Annotated in this window: 13 protein-coding genes; 1 reads left to right on the top strand and 12 read right to left on the bottom strand. The window is 71.1% G+C overall.

Annotation, left to right across the window (positions count from 1 at the left end; genetic code table 11):
- Positions 1–16: 16 nt before the first annotated feature.
- The 8 genes from tmk to bldG form a co-directional block, all read right to left on the bottom strand.
- Positions 17–3,295, bottom strand: a complete 3,279-nt coding sequence (tmk, locus tag ACFVT5_RS25870) for a dTMP kinase (protein ID WP_389892554.1) — start codon at positions 3,293–3,295, stop codon at positions 17–19.
- 161 nt (positions 3,296–3,456) lie between these two features.
- Positions 3,457–6,300: a type I DNA topoisomerase gene (gene topA / locus ACFVT5_RS25865; protein ID WP_389892551.1), complete on the bottom strand. Its 2,844-nt coding sequence runs from the start codon at positions 6,298–6,300 to the stop codon at positions 3,457–3,459.
- Between the two features lie 240 nt (positions 6,301–6,540).
- Entirely contained in the window at positions 6,541–6,738 is a 198-nt protein-coding gene (locus ACFVT5_RS25860; RefSeq protein ID WP_389892548.1) for a hypothetical protein, read from the bottom strand.
- 269 nt (positions 6,739–7,007) lie between these two features.
- Positions 7,008–8,543, bottom strand: coding sequence for a methyltransferase (locus tag ACFVT5_RS25855; protein ID WP_389892545.1), 1,536 nt, complete (start codon positions 8,541–8,543; stop codon positions 7,008–7,010).
- A 57-nt stretch (positions 8,544–8,600) separates the two neighbouring features.
- Complete coding sequence (locus ACFVT5_RS25850) at positions 8,601–9,194, bottom strand: small secreted protein (protein ID WP_389892542.1); 594 nt, start codon at positions 9,192–9,194, stop codon at positions 8,601–8,603.
- 316 nt (positions 9,195–9,510) lie between these two features.
- On the bottom strand, positions 9,511–11,919 hold the full coding sequence (locus ACFVT5_RS25845) for a sodium-translocating pyrophosphatase (RefSeq protein WP_389892539.1): 2,409 nt from the start codon (positions 11,917–11,919) through the stop codon (positions 9,511–9,513).
- 506 nt (positions 11,920–12,425) lie between these two features.
- Complete coding sequence (locus ACFVT5_RS25840; RefSeq protein ID WP_389892536.1) at positions 12,426–12,854, bottom strand: ATP-binding protein; 429 nt, start codon at positions 12,852–12,854, stop codon at positions 12,426–12,428.
- 114 nt (positions 12,855–12,968) lie between these two features.
- On the bottom strand, positions 12,969–13,310 hold the full coding sequence (gene bldG, locus ACFVT5_RS25835) for an anti-sigma factor antagonist BldG (RefSeq protein WP_003975386.1): 342 nt from the start codon (positions 13,308–13,310) through the stop codon (positions 12,969–12,971).
- Positions 13,311–13,391: 81 nt separating this feature from the next.
- On the opposite strand from bldG, the gene ACFVT5_RS25830 reads away from it, so the two are divergent.
- A complete protein-coding gene (locus tag ACFVT5_RS25830; RefSeq protein WP_389892533.1) occupies positions 13,392–15,872 on the top strand; it encodes a DEAD/DEAH box helicase in 2,481 nt (826 codons plus the stop codon).
- Between the two features lie 21 nt (positions 15,873–15,893).
- Here ACFVT5_RS25830 and ACFVT5_RS25825 read toward each other — a convergent pair whose 3' ends face one another.
- From ACFVT5_RS25825 to ACFVT5_RS25810, 4 genes are all read right to left on the bottom strand, one after another.
- Positions 15,894–16,277, bottom strand: a complete 384-nt coding sequence (locus tag ACFVT5_RS25825) for an Rv3654c family TadE-like protein (RefSeq protein WP_389892530.1) — start codon at positions 16,275–16,277, stop codon at positions 15,894–15,896.
- A complete protein-coding gene (locus tag ACFVT5_RS25820; RefSeq protein WP_389892527.1) occupies positions 16,274–16,702 on the bottom strand; it encodes a TadE family type IV pilus minor pilin in 429 nt (142 codons plus the stop codon). Before ACFVT5_RS25820 ends, ACFVT5_RS25825 begins: the two co-directional genes overlap by 4 nt.
- On the bottom strand, positions 16,689–16,862 hold the full coding sequence (locus ACFVT5_RS25815) for a DUF4244 domain-containing protein (RefSeq protein ID WP_389892973.1): 174 nt from the start codon (positions 16,860–16,862) through the stop codon (positions 16,689–16,691). Before ACFVT5_RS25815 ends, ACFVT5_RS25820 begins: the two co-directional genes overlap by 14 nt.
- Before the next feature lie 220 nt (positions 16,863–17,082).
- Positions 17,083–17,901 (bottom strand): type II secretion system F family protein, encoded by an 819-nt coding sequence (locus ACFVT5_RS25810; RefSeq protein WP_389892971.1) that lies wholly within the window; start codon positions 17,899–17,901, stop codon positions 17,083–17,085.
- Positions 17,902–17,910 lie beyond the last annotated feature (9 nt).

Raw genomic sequence — 17,910 nt, 5'->3', positions numbered from 1 at the left:
CGCCAAGGACCGCCCGTCAGCGACGCTTTCCGCCCCGCCCCCGACCGGACCCGCGCCCACCGTCGTCGTCCTCGACCTCGTCGTCGTGCGGGCCGAGCAACTCGTCCGCGAGCGTCGGCAGATCATCGAGCGGGGTCTCCTCCGCCCAGTCGGAACGGGGCCGCCGCCGAGGCGCACCCTCCGCGTCGACCTGCGGCAACTCGTGCGTACGGTCACTCGCCCGCGCGTCGGCCCCCGCGTCACCGGGACGCTCGTCGCGGAAGAACCCGGGGGGTACGCGATCGGCCGGCGCACCGCCACTCTCCCGGGGCGCGGGACCGTCCTGCCGTACGGGAGGCAGCACCGCGGTCTCGTCCGCCGCACGGTCTTCCCGTACGGGGGGAAGTACCGCGGTCTCATCGGCGGGACCCGGACCCCCCGCGCGTACCGGAGGCAACACCGCCGTCTCATCCGCCGCACCCGGCACCCGGGCCGGCGCCCCAGCCTGCGGCAACTCCGTCGTCACCTCGGCATCGGACCCCACCGAACCAGAACCGGAACCCGAACCGGATTCACGCGCACCGGACTCCTTGCCCTCGCCCCCCGGCCGCACCGAGGGCAACACCGTCGTGTCCTCATCCACAGCACCGACACCGCCGGCAACACCGACACCGGACGCCTCCGACCTCGCCGCCTCGGCCCGCGCCGCAGCCTCCGCAGCCGCAGTCGCCGCCGCGGCCTCCGCCGCCTCGGCCTCCCGCCGAGCCTCCTCAGCCCGCAGCAACGCCTCCTCGGCCTTCCGCTGCTTCTCCAGCCGGCGCGCCTCCGCCTCCGCGTGCAGACGCGCCTCCTCGGCGGCCTGCCGACGACGGCGCTCCTCCTCGGCCGCGCGCACCTTTTCCTCGGCGAGAAGCCGGGCCTGCTCCTCCTCGGCACGGCGCCGCGCCTCCTCCGCGCGCCGCTGGGCCTCCTCGGCCTGGCGTTCGGCCTCGCGGCGCTGGGCCTCCTCGATCTCGCGCCGCTTGCGTTCTTCCTCCTCCGCGCGGAGCTTGGCGAGCTGTTCCTGGCGCTCGCGCTCCAGGCGCTCCTCCTCGGCCTTCCGCGCGGCCTCTTCCTCGGCCTTGCGGCGGGCCTCCTCCTCGGCGGCCTTACGCGCCTCCTCCTGGGCCTTGATCTCGGCCTCGGAGAGCGGCAGCAGCATGTCGAGCCGGTGCCGGATCACGGTGGTGACCGACTCCGGTTCCTGGCCACCGTCCACCACGAGATAGCGGCCCGGATCGGCGGCGGCGAGCGTCAGGAAACCGGCCCGTACGCGCGCGTGGAACTCGGCGGGCTCCGACTCCAGCCGGTCGGGCGCCTCCGTGAACCGCTCCCGCGCCGCCTCGGGCGCCACGTCGAGCAGCACCGTCAGATGCGGTACGAGACCGTCCGTGGCCCACCGGGAGATCCGCGCGACCTCGGTCGGCGACAGATCGCGGCCCGCGCCCTGGTACGCGACCGACGAGTCGATGTACCGGTCGGAGATGACGACCGCACCGCGCGCGAGGGCGGGCCGCACCACGGTGTCGACGTGCTCGGCGCGGTCGGCCGCGTACAGCAGGGCCTCCGCGCGGTGCGACAGACCCGCGCTCGACACATCGAGCAGGATCGACCGCAGACGCTTACCCACCGGTGTCGCCCCGGGTTCCCGGGTGACGACGACCTCGTGGCCCTTGCCCCGGATCCACTCCGCGAGCGCCTCGGCCTGGGTCGACTTGCCGGCGCCGTCGCCGCCCTCCAGGGCGATGAAGAAGCCGGTCGTGGCCGGTGCCTGCGCCGGATCGCCCCCGCGCAGCGCCTCCCGCAGGTCCTGCCGCAGCGGTACGCCGGACCGGTCGTCGACCTTGGCCAGGACGAAGGCCGCCACCGGCAGCAGCAGCGCGCCGACCAGCATCAGCGTGAACGCGGCGCCACCGTGCGCGAAGACGAACTTGCCGTTTTCCAGCCGGTGCGACCCTATGGCCGACGCCACCAGCGGCGCGACGACGGCGCCCAGGGCCACGTACACGCGGACGACCGCGTGCAGATGGTCGGTCGTCCGGGGGCGGCGGTACTCCTCGGTCTCCTGGTCGAGCAGTATGTGGCCGGTGTTGGCGGAGACTCCCGCCGCGACGCCCGCCAGCGCGAGGATGAGCAGCACGCTGGTGCTGTCGGGCACCAGACCGGCGGCGAGCAGCGCGACCCCGGTGACCGCGATGGCGAGGGCGAGCAGCCGGCGCCGCGACAACGAGGGCAGCACCGAGGGCGCCGTACGGATCCCGACGAGGGTGCCGCCGGTCAGCGCCAGCACCATCAGCCCGAAGGTGACCGGGCCGCCGCCGAGGTCCGTCGCGTGCAGTACGGCGACCGCGACGGCCGCCGCGATCGCCGCCGCGACGGCGGCGCAGGCGACGACGAGCAGCCGGATGGTGCCGGTACGCCCCTTGTCGACGCCCGTGCCGGTACGGGGCCGGCGCAGTCCTTCGAGCGGCGACCGCGCGCGTGGGGTCTGCGTGTCGGGCAGTTCCAGGAAGTACACGACCGACAGCGAGGCGGCGAACAGGCCGGCGGCGACATACGACGCGAGCGCCGCCTGGTGCAGCGCGAACCAGTCGATCCCGGCGCCCAGCAGATTCTCGACCAGCGTGACCGCGACGAGCCCCGCCGCCGCGAGGGGCAGTGCCACGAATCCGGTGCGCAACGAGAGCCGGCGCAGCGCGTCCATGTGGTCCGGGAGCGGGCGGACGGTCGCGCCCTCCGGCGGTGGCGGGGGCAGCAGCGAGGGCGCCGCGCTCTCCCGGCTCACGGTCCAGAACCGCTCGGCGACGCCGATCACGAAGGAGGTGACGAGGAGCAGCGCGAGCGCGTTGTCGGGCGTCCAGTCGATCCACAGCGGGGCCACGATCAGCAGCGCGGCCCGCAGACCGTCCGTGGCGATCATGGTCCAGCGGCGGTCGAGGAGTCCGCCGGGCGCGGTGAGTGAGGTGATCGGGCCGAGCAGGACCGCGCCGAAGACGAGGGTCGCGAGGATCCGGGCGCCGAACACGGCGGCGACCGCATACGCGACCCCCCGGAAGCCGCCCCCGAACGAGCCCTCGGAGATGGCCGCCTGGAGGGCGAGTACCACGAGGACGAGCAGCGCGAGTGCGTCGCCGACACCGCCGACGAATTGCGCGCTCCACAGCCGCTTCAGCTGCGGTACGCGCAGCAGGGCGCGGACGGCACGCTCCCGGGAATCGGCGACCAGGGCGTCGTCGGGGGCCGTGTTTCCGGCCGTTGGCTGCTCTGCACGCGTCATCCTGACAGCCTATCCGGACGCCGATGCTCGCCGAAGGGCCGTCCGAACATACGGACGTCCCCGCACCATCACGGTGCCGTTTCGGCATCACGACGGCGCCGGAACGCGTACGCTACGTCGCCGCGCCAAGGTCCTGCCCGGCCTGGTGGGACCGGTGGGCCTCAGTCGTCCGAGGACGCCGCCTTCCTCGCGGCCGTCGCCTTGGTGGCCGTCTTCTTCGCCGCCGTCGTCTTCTTGGCCGCCGTCTTCTTGGCCGCCGTCTTGGTCGCGGCGGTCTTCTGGGCGGCCGTCGCCTTCTTCGCCGGAGCCTTCTTGGCGGGGGCCTTCTTCGCCGCCTTCTTTGCGGTCTTCTTGGCCGGGCTCTTCGCGCGCTTCTCGGCGAGCAGTTCGAAGCCGCGCGCGGGCGTGATGTCCTCGACGCTGTCGCCGGAGCGCAGGGTCGCGTTGGTCTCGCCGTCGGTGACGTACGGCCCGAAGCGGCCGTCCTTGACGACGACCGGCTGGCCGCTCACCGGGTCCTCGCCCAGTTCCTTCAGCGGCGGCTTCGCGGCGGCCCGCCCGCGCTGCTTGGGCTGGGCGTAGATCGCGAGGGCCTCTTCGAGAGTGATGGTGAAGAGCTGCTGCTCGTTCTCCAGGGACCGCGAGTCGGTGCCCTTCTTCAGATACGGGCCGTACCGGCCGTTCTGCGCGGTGATCTCGACGCCTTCCGCGTCGGCGCCGACCACGCGCGGGAGGGACATCAACTTGAGGGCGTCCGCGAGTGTGACCGTGTCCAGCGACATCGACTTGAACAGCGAGGCCGTGCGCGGCTTGACGGCGTTCTTGCCGGTCTTCGGGGTGCCCTCGGGCAGCACCTCGGTGACATAAGGGCCGTACCGCCCGTCCTTGGCCACGATCTGGTGGCCGGTCTCCGGGTCGGCGCCCAGCTCGAAGTCGCCGCTGGGCTTGGCCAGCAGTTCCTCCGCGTAGGTGACGGTCAGTTCGTCGGGTGCGAGGTCCTCGGGAACGTCCGCGCGCTGGTGGTTCTCGGAGTCCCGCTCACCGCGCTCGACATACGGTCCGTACCGACCGACCCGGAGCACGATGCCGTCGCCGACGGGAAACGACGACACCTCGCGCGCGTCGATCGCGCCCAGGTCGGTGACGAGTTCCTTGAGGCCGCCGAGGTGGTCACCGTCACCGTTGCCCGCGTCGGCGGCGCCGCCGGACGCCTCGCCCTCGCCGAAGTAGAACCGCTTCAGCCACGGCACGGCGCGGGCCTCACCGCGCGCGATGCGGTCGAGGTCGTCCTCCATACGAGCGGTGAAGTCGTAGTCGACGAGCCGGCCGAAGTGCTTCTCCAGCAGGTTGACGACGGCGAAGGACAGGAAGGACGGCACCAGTGCGGTGCCCTTCTTGAAGACATAGCCGCGGTCGAGGATGGTGCCGATGATGGACGCGTACGTCGACGGGCGGCCGATCTCGCGCTCTTCCAGCTCCTTGACCAGGCTGGCCTCGGTGTAGCGGGCCGGGGGCTTGGTGGCGTGCCCGTCGACCGTGATCTCGTCGGCGGACAGGGCATCGCCCTCGGCGACCTGCGGCAGGCGGCGCTCGCGGTCGTCCAACTCGGCGTTCGGGTCGTCGGCGCCCTCGACATACGCCTTGAGGAAGCCGTGGAAGGTGATCGTCTTACCAGAGGCGCTGAACTCGGCGTCCCGGCCGTCGCTCGCGCGGCCGGCGATCTTCACCGTCACGGAGTTCCCGACGGCGTCCTTCATCTGGGAGGCGACGGTCCGCTTCCAGATCAGCTCATAGAGCCGGAACTGATCGCCCGTCAGTCCGGTCTCGGCAGGAGTGCGGAAACGATCACCCGAGGGACGGATCGCCTCGTGCGCCTCCTGCGCGTTCTTGACCTTCCCGGCGTAGACGCGGGGCTTGTCCGGGAGGTAGGAGGCGCCGTACAGCTGCGTGACCTGCGCGCGGGCAGCGGAAATCGCCGTGTCGCTGAGGGTCGTGGAGTCCGTACGCATATAGGTGATGAAGCCGTTCTCGTACAGCTTCTGGGCCACCTGCATCGTGGCCTTGGCGCCGAAGCCGAGCTTGCGGCTCGCCTCCTGCTGGAGGGTGGTGGTGCGGAAGGGCGCGTACGGCGAGCGGCGGTAGGGCTTCGACTCGACGGACCGGACGGCGAACCGGGTGTCGGCGAGGACGGCGGCGAGGGCGCGGGCGTTCGCCTCGTCGAGGTGGAGGGTGTTCGCGCTCTTGATTTGTCCCAGCGAGTCGAAGTCGCGGCCTTGCGCGACTCGTCTGCCGTCGACCGCGGTGAGGCGGGCGACCAGCGACGCCGGGTCGGACGCATCCCCGGCACGGCCGGTGCCGAAGGTGCCCGTCAGGTCCCAGTACTCAGCTGAACGAAACGCGATGCGCTCGCGTTCCCGCTCGACCACGAGTCGGGTGGCGACGGACTGGACACGGCCCGCCGACAGTCGCGGCATGACCTTCTTCCACAGGACCGGCGAGACCTCGTAGCCGTAGAGACGGTCGAGGATGCGGCGGGTCTCCTGGGCGTCGACCAGCTTCTGGTTCAGCTCGCGCGGATTGGCGACGGCGTCCCGGATCGCTTCCTTGGTGATCTCGTGGAAGACCATCCGGTGGACGGGGATCTTGGGCTTGAGCACTTCCTGGAGGTGCCACGCGATGGCCTCGCCCTCGCGGTCCTCATCGGTGGCGAGGAAGAGTTCGTCGGAGTCGCGCAGCAGGTCCTTGAGCTTCTTGACCTGGGCCCGCTTGTCGGCGTTGACCACATAGATCGGCTGGAAGTCGTGTTCGACGTCCACGCCGAGGCGGCGCACCTCTCCGGTGTACTTCTCGGGGACCTCCGCAGCGCCGTTCGGGAGGTCGCGGATGTGCCCGACGCTCGCTTCGACGACGTAGCCGGGGCCGAGATAGCCCTTGATCGTCTTCGCCTTGGCAGGCGACTCGACGATCACGAGTCGGCGGCCTGCGGTCTCGCTGGTCGGGGACAACTTCGCTCTTCTCTCCGGTCGACACTGGGTGCAGTGCGGTACGTACGGTGACGCTGCGGAGTGTGACGGTACATCCCGCCCCCGTGTCAAACGGGAAAAGCCCGCAACGGCCACTCGAACGGTAACCCGACTACAGCCGTCTCTGCCGCCCGGAGCGGCGACCTGCTGTTTCGGCGTTATGCGGAGTGTGATCTCTCAGTTACTGGGCGGGTGTCGCCCGAGATCTTCCCGGTGCCCGGTTCAGATCCTCGCGAAGCACCAGACGGAGAGCGCGAGGGTGGCCGCTCCAGCCAGCGTCGCGATGGTCGCGGACGCGCCTTGGCGCATGCCGTCGGCGACCGGCAGCCGGTGGTGCAGCCGGACTCCGGTCCACAGCAACAGCGCGGCCCCGAACAGGGCGAACACCGATCCCGCGAAGATCGCCGGTCCGTTCTCCATGGCCTCGCCCTCTCCGTACCGGGTGCCCAGCGGAGGGAGGCTGACATGCCCGGACGGCGACCCGGCGAACCCGGGGTGAACGGCGTGTGCCGGTGCGGACCGGATACGCGGATCGCCTACGGGACGCCCCGTGGACGCCGCACGGAAGACGTGGCGCGGAACACGGCCGTACGAAACATGCGGCGAATGTCACCATGCCACCCGTCGGAGATCCGGGTGCCGCCCGTCGGAGTCCGAGTGCCGCCCGTCACAGATCCGCATGCCATCCGTCAGACATCCGTGCCGACCGGCAGCAGGAAGCCTTGTTCGACCAGGAGCCGGATCTGCGCGGGGGTGCGGTCCCGGAGAAGCACCTGGTCCTCGCCGAGGAGCTGGGCGATGGCGTCGATGATCCGCCCGGCGCTGAGCGAGCCGTCGCACACGCCCGCGAAGCCGGCGCCGACGGTGTCGACCTGGGTCGCGCGGCGCATGCCCCGATGCTGACGCAGCACCACATGCTCCGGGTCCTCGGCACCGGGCAGCCCGACCTGTTCCTGCACGACCTCGTCGGCGAGCCGGAAGTGCCCGGCGAGGAGGGCCGCGTCGTCGTGGTCGCGCAGATAGTCCTGGCGGTCGAAGTGCGCGCGTACGGTGGTGCCGAGGGGCTGCTCCACGGGGTGCGGCCACTCCTCGACGGTGACCGACGGCCGCGCCGAACCCGTCCTGCGCAGGGTGATCCAGCCGAAGCCGACGGCCCTGGTCTTGCGGGCCTCGAACTCGTCGAGCCAGGCGTCGTACCGCGCGGCGTACTCGACGGGGTCCGTGCGGTGGTCACCCGCGTCCCGCAGCCACAGCTCCGCGTACTGCGTCACGTCCTGCACCTCGCGCTGCACGATCCACGCGTCGCACCCGCGCGGCACCCAAGTGCGGAGGCGGTCGGTCCAGTCCTCGCCCTCGGTGTGCTGCCAGTTGGCCAGGAATTGCGCGTACCCCCCTTCGTTCAGCCGGTCCCCCGCCCTCTGAACGAGCGTGCGGCACAGATCGTCCCCGCCCATGCCGCCGTCCCGGTACGTGAGCCGCGCGCCGGGCGAGATCACGAACGGCGGGTTGGACACGACCAGGTCGAAGGTGCGGTCGGCGACGGGTTCGAACAGCGAGCCTTCGAGCAGCTCCGCTTCCGGGGCACCGGACAGCGCGAGGGTGAGCCGGGCGATACGCAACGCGCGCGGGTTGAGGTCGGTCGCCGTGACCTGGGTCGCGTGCTGCGCCAGATGCAGCGCCTGGATCCCGGATCCGGTACCGAGATCGAGCGCCGACTCCACGGGCGTACGGACCGTCAGTCCGGCCAGGGTCGTGGACGCGCCGCCGACCCCCAGGACGACGCCCGCGTCCGCCGTACCGGTGTCGCCGCCGATGCCCCCGGCACCGCCCACCGAACAGCCGAGGTCCGACACGATGAACCAGTCCTCGCCGCCCGGTCCCCCGTACGGCCTGATGTCGACCGTGGCCGTGACCTCGTCAGCGCCGACCGCGACCAGCCAACCGCTCTCCAGGCAGACGTCCACGGGCAGAACGTGCTCCACGCGTGCGTGCGCCACGGGCTGCTGAAGAAGGAAGAGCCGTACGAGCGTGTCGAGGGCGCTGTCGCCCCGGGTGGCCCGCAGTGCGGGGACGGTCTCACTGCGGGCCAGCGCCGCGTATGCCGGGGCGCCGAGGAGTTCGAGCAGGCCGTCGGCGGTGAAGTCGGCGCCCAGGAGGGCGTCGCGCAGCCGGACGGCGGCGTCGACACGGTCGGACGAGGGCAGGCGGGTCGTAGTCACGCCCACATTGTCCTCCTCGCGCCCGTGCGGGGCGCCGTGGTCAGGCCCGTACCGGACCCACCGTCACTCGTTCTTGGCCGCCGCGGTCGGCGAAGCGCTCGCGCTCTTGCAGCTCTCCTGCTTCTGCATCGCCTTGCCGACGTCGCCCTCTTCCAGCTTCTTCAGGGCGTCGTTGCCGCTCTGGCTCAGCTTGTCCAGCTCACCGGCCACGCTCTTGAGGCCGTCGGCGAACTTGCCCTGGTCGTTGGTGTCCAGACCGTCGACCTGCTTCTGGAGATCGGCGTACGACGTGGAGATGCCGTTCAGTTCCTTGACGGCGTTCTGCTGCTTCGTCTGGCCGTCGTCGACGGGCGGGGCGCCCGCCTTGTCGACGGCGGAACCGATCGCCTTATAGGCGTCGGACATGTCCTGGAACGCCTGTGAGTCCGTTTTCTGGACGTCCACCGGCTTGCTGTTGTCGGCGGTCTGCTGCTGGATCGCCGAGTTGGCGCTCTCGATCTTCTTCGCCTGCGGCTGCACAGCGTCGCAGACCGTATTGGCCCAGCTGTTGAGCTCGTCGTCTTTGCTGTCTCCGCATCCCGACAGCGCCAGTACCAGTACCGCACCGCCGGACAGCGCTGCTGCAAACTTCTTGTTCACCGGATGGGTCCCTTCCATGGGCTCTCGGCCCCGGAACATACACGCCAAGTCGGCGACAACCGCATGCGAGGCGTCCGCTTCACCCCCTATTGAAGCCATTTGCACCAAGGTGTTGGCGATAAGGGAGAGAAGGCTCACGGGTCGGCCCGTCCCGTCCCGAGCGCGACGGCGCACAGCGCGCCCCCGGCGCACGCCCCACGCGAAGCGGTCGCACGCCCCACTCAGAGCGGGCACACGCCCCACGCAGAGCGGGCACACGCCCCACGCAGAGCGGGCGTACGGCGCGCCAACCCGCGCCGTACGCCCGCCCGTTGAACGAAAAGCGATCCCGGTGCTACGAAACAGCCGCCGGGTCCGCCGGCTTGGACACCCGTTCCGCGCTCCCGTCCTCCTCGTCGCCCATGGCGATCCCGCGCCGCTTGGAGATGTAGACCGCCCCGACGATGACCGCGATGGCGAGCACCGCGATCAGGATCCGCAGCGCGAGGTTTCGATCTTCGCCGTAGCTGAACTGCACGATGGCGGGAGCGACGAGCAGCGCCACCAGGTTCATCACCTTCAGCAGCGGGTTGATCGCCGGGCCCGCGGTGTCCTTGAACGGGTCGCCGACCGTGTCACCGATCACCGTGGCGGCATGGGCCTCGCTGCCCTTGCCACCATGGTTGCCGTCCTCGACGAGCTTCTTCGCGTTGTCCCACGCGCCACCGGAGTTGGCGAGGAACACCGCCATCAGCGTGCCCGTGCCGATCGCGCCCGCGAGATACGCGCCGAGCGCCCCGACCCCGAGCGTGAAGCCGATCGCGATCGGCGCCAGGACCGCGAGCAGGCCGGGAGTGGCCAGCTCACGCAGCGCGTCCTTGGTGCAGATGTCGACGACGCGCCCGTACTCCGGCTTCTCGGTGTAGTCCATGATCCCGGGGCGCTCACGGAACTGCCGCCGCACCTCGTAGACCACGGCGCCCGCCGAACGCGACACCGCGTTGATCGCGAGCCCCGAGAAGAGGAACACAACCGCGGCCCCGGCGATCAGACCGACCAGGTTGTTGGGCTGCGAGATGTCCATCACCAGAGTCAGTGGCCCGCCGTCGCCGACCTTCTCGCCGACGTCGTTCGCCGCCAGGGCGATCGCGTCCCGGTACGAGCCGAAGAGCGCCGCCGCCGCCAGGACGGCCGTGGCGATGGCGATGCCTTTGGTGATCGCCTTGGTGGTGTTGCCGACGGCGTCCAGGTCGGTGAGCACCTGCGCGCCCGCGCCCGTGACGTCGCCGGACATCTCGGCGATGCCCTGGGCGTTGTCGGAAACCGGACCGAAGGTGTCCATGGCGACGATGACGCCGACCGTGGTGAGCAGCCCGGTGCCGGCCAGGGCCACCGCAAACAGCGCCAGCATGATCGACGTACCGCCGAGCAGGAACGCCCCGTACACGCTGAGGCCGATCAGCAGCGCGGTGTAGACGGCCGATTCGAGACCGATCGAGATCCCGGCGAGGATGACGGTGGCCGGGCCGGTGAGCGAGGTCTTGCCGATGTCCTTGACGGGACGCCGGGTGGTCTCGGTGAAGTAGCCGGTGAGCTGCTGGATCACCGCGGCGAGCAGGATGCCGATCGCGACGGCGATGACCGCGAGGATCCGCGGATCCCCGCTCTTGGCCTGGATCGCCGCGTCCGTGACGCCCTTCAGCTCCGCGTACGAGGACGGCAGATACGTGTACACGGCGGCGGCCACCAGCACGAGCGAGATCACCGCCGAGATGAAGAAGCCCCGGTTGATCGCGGACATGCCACTGCGGTCGGAGCGGCGGGGTGCCACCGCGAAGATGCCGATCATCGCGGTGAGCACGCCGATCGCGGGCACGATCAGCGGGAACGCGAGGCCCGCGTCGCCGAAGGCCGCCTTGCCGAGGATCAGCGCGGCGACCAGCGTGACGGCGTACGACTCGAACAGGTCCGCGGCCATACCGGCACAGTCGCCGACGTTGTCGCCCACATTGTCCGCGATGGTCGCGGCATTGCGCGGATCGTCCTCCGGAATGCCCTTCTCGACCTTGCCGACCAGGTCGGCGCCGACGTCGGCGGCCTTGGTGAAGATGCCGCCGCCGACGCGCATGAACATCGCGATCAGCGCGGCGCCGAGACCGAAGCCCTCCAGGACCTTCGGCGCGTCGGCCGCGTACACCAGCACCACACAGGAGGCGCCCAGCAGACCGAGCCCCACCGTGAACATGCCGACGACACCGCCCGTGCGGAAAGCGATCTTCATGGCCTTGTGCGAGACGGCGGTGAGATCCTTTTCGGGCTCCCCCTCCTTCGGTGTGGCCTCTCGGGCGGCGGCTGCCACACGGACATTGCTGCGTACGGCGAGCCACATGCCGATATATCCGGTGGCCGCCGAGAAACCAGCTCCGATCAGGAAGAACAGCGAACGTCCCGCCCGCTGATTCCAGTCGTCCGCGGGCAGCAGCATGAGCAGGAAGAACACCACAACGGCGAATACCGCCAGGGTGCGCAACTGCCGGGCCAGATAGGCGTTCGCGCCTTCCTGGATGGCCCTGGCGATCTCCTTCATGCTGTCGGTGCCCTCGCCTGCCGCGAGCACCTGGCGTACCAGGACCCCGGCGACCGCCAGGGCCGCCAGCGCGACGACCCCGATGATCATCACGATGAGGCGGTTGTCATTGGTCAGTACTGCGGCTGCGAAGGTTGTGGGCTGATCAAACTGATGAGGGGTAAAGAGCCCCGCCATTCGTCCTCCTTGACGCTTGGGCTGCGCTCAAGATGTGGACGGATTGTAGGGAGCGGGGCTTGATCAAAACAGGGTGCGACAAACGGAATTCGCCCTCGCACGCTCTTCAGCAAATGATCGCGGACCGCCGATTGCCCTCGAAAGTGGTAATGCCCTAAAAGCATTGACCCGCACATTATGATCAAGCGAAATGATAAAGACCCTGCTCAAGGGTCGCGCCCGGGGGTCGGGACGGCCCCGCGGCGGACCTGTTCCCGCGCGCGGGGCGTGCGCCGGGCGCGACGAAACGCGCCGGGGGCGCCGGCGAGGATTGGCTGAGGATGATCACTCAGGGGGTACGGATGTTCGTGCGCCCTGGTGTACGAGTGTTCGCATGTACGGGTGTACGGAGCAGGGTGAGTGAGGTGACGTGGGAGAGCGTGAGCTGAACGGGACACCCACTGGCGGAGGGGGCGAGAACCGCGCGCTCGGCTCAGGGCACCACCCGGGTCACACCAAGACCGGCGTCAGACGGCCACTGAAGGGGTCGTAGGCCACGTCATACGGATGGAGCCACCGGCTTCCCCGGCGGTGACCTCCACGTCGTCCACAAGGCCGCTGATGACCGCGAGGCCCATCTCGTCCTCGCCCTCGGGCTCCTCGGCGCCTCCATGGGCGCCCGGTGTCCCGTCGGCCGCGACGACCCGTGGTGCCTCGTCGCCGACCTCGATGGAGAACTGCTTCTCCTCCTCGGTCAGCACCACCCGCACCGGCGAGGTGATCCCCGCGCTCTGGTGCAGGCCGACGGCCCGGGTGCACGCCTCACCGACGGCGAGCCGGACCTCGTCGAGCACGGCCTCGTCCACACCGGCACGGCGCGCCACCGCCGCCGCTACCAGGCGGGCGGTCCTGACGTGCTCGGGGAGTGCGCTGAAGCGGAGTTCGACGGTTGCCATGCATCCCCCTCGGACGGGCCTGGCGTGACGTACGGGCGTGCGGTCAGGGGACCGGGCCCGTGGCCCGGTCCCCCCATTGTCTGCCGCCCCGGGCGCTGCCCGGGGAACCGGATCTCAGTCGGTGGCCGCTACGGCTTCCTCGACCGAGGTGTGGATCGGGAACACCTTGGTCAGACCGGTGATGCGGAAGATCTTCAGGATGCGCTCCTGATTGCACACCAGGCGCAGCGACCCCTCATGGGCCCGCACACGCTTCAGCCCGCCCACCAGCACGCCGAGTCCGGTGGAGTCGAGGAAATCGACACCCTCCATGTCGACGACAAGGTGGAAGCTGCCGTCATTCACCAACTCGACCAGCTGCTCCCGCAGCTTGGGCGCGGTATATACATCGATTTCGCCACCGACCTCGACGACCGTACGATCGCCGACGGTACGGGTCGACAGGGACAGGTCCACGGATCCTCCAGCACCTTGCTATCGAGCGGTCGTCCCTAGGGACACCTCGGCCTGAGCCCCCGGGATGGATCGCCAGCCGCGATGGCATTCAATCACTTACCGGCAGGCGCGCACGACGCCTTCGGACCATTGTCCGTCACGCCGGTGACACACTCGGTGCCGATGGCCAAGAATCACCGACCCGATCGCCCCTCTGCGGACCCCACGGCACACCCTTCTCCGCGGACGGTCCTGGACCGCCTCGCGCCCGGTCCCAGCCGGGCTTCGCGCATCACCCATACGGAGCACCTGCCCCCGCGCGCGGGTCGCCATGCGGTCTGGCCCGACCGCATCCGCTCCGAGGTCATCGCCGCTGTCCAGAGGGCCGGAATCGATCATCCGTGGGCCCACCAGGCAGCCGCCGCCGAGCACGCCATGGACGGCGAGTCGGTCGTCGTCGCCACGGGCACCGCGTCGGGCAAGTCCCTCGCCTATCTGGTCCCCGCGCTCTCCACGCTCCTCGCCGGATCCGAGGCCCCCAACGGGCGCGGCACGACCGCCCTCTACCTCGCGCCGACCAAAGCGCTCGCCGCCGATCAGTGCCGGGCCGTGAAAGATCTCTCACTTCCGCTCGGCACCGCGGTCCGCCCGGCGGTCTACGACGGCGACACCCCGTTCGAGGAACGCGAGTGGATACGTCAGTACGCCAACTACGTCCTCACCAATCCGGACATGCTCCACCGGGGGATCCTCCCCTCGCATCCCCGCTGGGCCTCCTTCCTGCGCGCGCTGCGCTATGTGGTCATCGATGAGTGCCATACCTACCGTGGTGTCTTCGGGTCACATGTCGCCCAGGTGCTGCGCCGACTGCGGCGCCTTTGTGCCCGTTACGGCTCCGAACCCGTGTTCCTCCTCGCCTCCGCCACCGCCGCCGACCCCTCGGTCGCCGCGGAACGCCTCACCGGCCTGCCGGTACGCGAGGTCGCCGACGACGCGTCCCCGCGCGGCGAACTCGTCTTCGCCCTCTGGGAACCCCCGCTCACCGAACTCCACGGCGAGAAGGGCGCCCCGGTCCGGCGCACCGCCACCGCCGAGACCGCCGACCTGCTGACCGACCTCGTCGTCCAGGGCGTCCGCACGGTCGCCTTCGTCCGCTCCCGGCGCGGATCCGAACTGATCTCCGTCATCGCCCAGGAACGCCTCGCCGAGGTCGACCGCTCCCTCGCCCGCCGCGTCGCCGCCTATCGGGGCGGCTATCTCCCCGAGGAACGCCGCGCCCTCGAAGGCGCCCTTCACTCCGGCGAACTCCTCGGCCTCGCCGCCACCACCGCCCTCGAACTCGGCGTCGACATCTCCGGGTTGGACGCCGTCCTCATCGCCGGCTATCCCGGGACCCGCGCATCCCTGTGGCAGCAGGCGGGCCGCGCCGGCCGCTCGGGGCAGGGCGCCCTCGCCGTCCTGATCGCCCGCGACGACCCGCTGGACACCTATCTCGTCCACCACCCGGAAGCCCTCTTCCGACAGCCGGTCGAGTCGACGGTCCTCGACCCGGACAACCCGTACGTCCTCGCGCCCCATCTCTGCGCCGCCGCCGCCGAACTCCCGCTCACCGACGACGACCTGGCCCTCTTCGGCCCCGCCACCGAGGAACTCCTGCCGCAGTTGGAGGCCGCGAAGCTGCTCCGGCGCCGTACGGCCGCCTGGCACTGGACCCGCCGGGAACGGGCCGCCGACCTCACCGACATCCGCGGCGAGGGCGACACCCCCGTCCAGATCGTCGAGGCCGCCACGGGACGGCTCCTCGGCACCGTCGACGCCTCCGCCGCGCACACCTCCGTGCACGACGGCGCCGTCCACCTCCACCAGGGCCGCACCTATCTCGTACGGCACCTGGACCTCGACGACTCGGTCGCCCTGGTCGAGGAGGCAAGCCCCAGCTACTCCACCGTCGCCCGCGACACCACCTCCGTCTCCGTCCTGGACACCGACGTCGAGATCCCCTGGGGCGACGCCCGCCTCTGCTACGGGTCCGTCGAAGTCACCAACCAGGTCGTCTCCTTCCTGCGCCGCCGCCTCATCACCGGCGAGGTGCTGGGCGAGACCAAACTCGACCTCCCTCCTCGTACGCTCCGTACCCGCGCCGTCTGGTGGACCGTCACCGAGGACCAACTCGACGCGGCCCGCGTCAACCCGGAGCAACTGGGCGGCGCCCTGCACGCCGCCGAGCACGCGTCCATCGGCATGCTGCCGCTTTTCGCGACCTGTGACCGCTGGGACATCGGCGGCGTCTCCGTCCCGCTGCACCCCGACACCCTGCTGCCGACGGTCTTTGTCTACGACGGCCACCCGGGCGGTGCCGGATTCGCCGAGCGCGCCTTCCACACCGCCCGCGCCTGGCTCGCCGCGACGCGTCAGGCCATCGCCTCCTGCGAGTGCGACGCCGGCTGCCCGTCCTGCATCCAGTCCCCCAAGTGCGGCAACGGCAACGAGCCGCTGCACAAGCGGGGGGCCGTGCGGCTGCTGGACGTGTTGCTACGGGGTGCGCCGGAGCCGGAAGTCCCGGAGGCCGACGCGGCCACCTGAGCGAGGCAGTCCACCTGAGCCCTACGGCCCAGGACCTGGCAGCGTCGCACTCACCGGCCCCGCCGGACCCGCGCGGGACCTCACCTCCGCCCTGAACGGCCCGAGCCCCGCCGCGGCCGTCACCTCCGAGATCGCGCCGTCCACCGCGCACCGGACCAGCCGCGCTCCCTGCGCCTCGGCCACCCGCGCCGCCTGGGCACACGCGTCGGCACTTCCCTGCAACCAGTGGTCCGCCGCCGCCAGCGCCGCCAAGTCCGCCGCGCCGCCCGCCTCATGACGGGCCACCACGGCCTGCCCCATCGCCAGGAAGGCACCGAACACCAGGCCGAGGGCGGCTGTGGCGACCACGGCCCAGACGGTGGCGGAACCACGGTCGCGGGGGCCGCCGCCACGCGCGACTCTCATCGGCTCCCCTCCCCGACGCCGGTCGTCTCTTCGGCGCCGCTCGCCTCCTCGACCCCACTCCTCTCCTCGGCCCCGACCGTCTCTTCGGCCAACGCCACCGCCTCGTGCCGCACCCGCACCATGAAGACGTCCGGGCCGGGCACGGGAGCCTCGACCTTCACCCGCACCAGATCGCCCTCCCGTCGTACGGTGACCCGCGCCCCGGGCGGCGCGGCCTGGCGCGCCGCCGCGACGGCCACCGCGTCCGGGTCCTGACGCGCCGCGGCCCGCGCTCCCGCCCGCGCCGCGTCCACGCACTGGATCTGCGCCGCCACGGCCAGCAACGCCCACACCAATCCCATCGCGAACAGCACCAGCACCGGCAGCACCACGGCGGCCTCGGCGGTCACGAACCCCCGGTCCTGGACCCTCTCAGAACTGGACATCGAGCGCCTTCTCCACAACTCCTTGCAGCGCCGCCCGTACCTGCCCGCTTGTCAGCACCTTGTAGAGCAGGCCGGCGAACCCCACCGCCGCGATCAGGCCCATCGCGTATTCGGACGTCACCATTCCGGCATCCCTGCCACGTCGGCGCACCCAACGCACCGGCTTCCGCGCTGCCGCCCGCTCCGCCCGCTCCGTTCGCTCCGTCCGCTCCGTCCAGGCCGACGCCTCCGCGCCCGCCCGTTCCCGTTTCCTCGCACTCATCTCAACCCCCGTGTATGCGCGTTTCCTTGCACTGAATGTGGTCCCGGACCTGTCGAAGTCCGGTAATTCCTCGAAGTCGTTACTCCTGCTCGCTCATCCGCCCCGTGTCATCCGCGTGTCACTCACCCCCTCCGCCCATCAGCCGCCCCGCCAGGCCGATCAGGACGGGCAGCACCCCGATCGCGATGAAGGCGGGCAGGAAGCACAACCCGACCGGCGCGGTGATCAGTACGCCCGCCCGCCGCGCCCTCGCCGTCGCCGCGCGCCCCCATTCCGCTCGGGCCTCGGCGGCGAGCCGGGCCACGGGTGCCGCCGCCGGCGCCCCCGATTCGCCGGCCCGCTCCAGGAGCCGCGCCACCGCCGCACCGCCCGCTCCGGCGCCCGGCAGGGTGGCCAACTTCCGCCAGGCATCGACCGGTTCGGCGCCGAGCCGTACCTCCGCCGCGCCCCAGGCCAACCGCGCCCCGACCGGGCCGTCCAGGGACTCGCCGACCGCCTGTGCTGCCGTCACGGGATCGGCGCCGGCCGCGATGCACGCCGCCAACAGGTCGGCCGCCAAGGGGAGTTCCCTGCCGACCACGGCCGCGTCCACATCCTCGACCTGTGCGGGACGCCGCCGGTACCGCCACGCGCCGTACCCCGCGGCCACTCCGACCAGCACCCCCGCCACCCCTCCGACGAGCACGAATCCGGCACAGACCACCCCGACCACCGGCAGCCACCGACGCACGGCCGCCGTCCGCCGATGCCGCCGGGCCGCGGCCCTCGCCAGTCCGACGCCCGCCCGATCAGCGACCCTTCGCCCGTCCAGCACCCGCATCGCCCGGCGCCGAACCCTCCCTTCCCGACGCCCCACCATCACCACCCGCACCAGGGCCACCAACGCCCCCGACACACACAGGGCCGCCCCCAACCTGTGGACAACTTCTCCGCCCAACTCCGTACC

Source organism: Streptomyces sp. NPDC058001 (assembly GCF_042886315.1).
In the GTDB taxonomy this organism is placed as follows: Bacteria; Actinomycetota; Actinomycetes; order Streptomycetales; family Streptomycetaceae; genus Streptomyces.
Note: the sequence above shows the minus strand (reverse complement) of the source record. Positions and strands in the feature narration are given on the sequence as shown.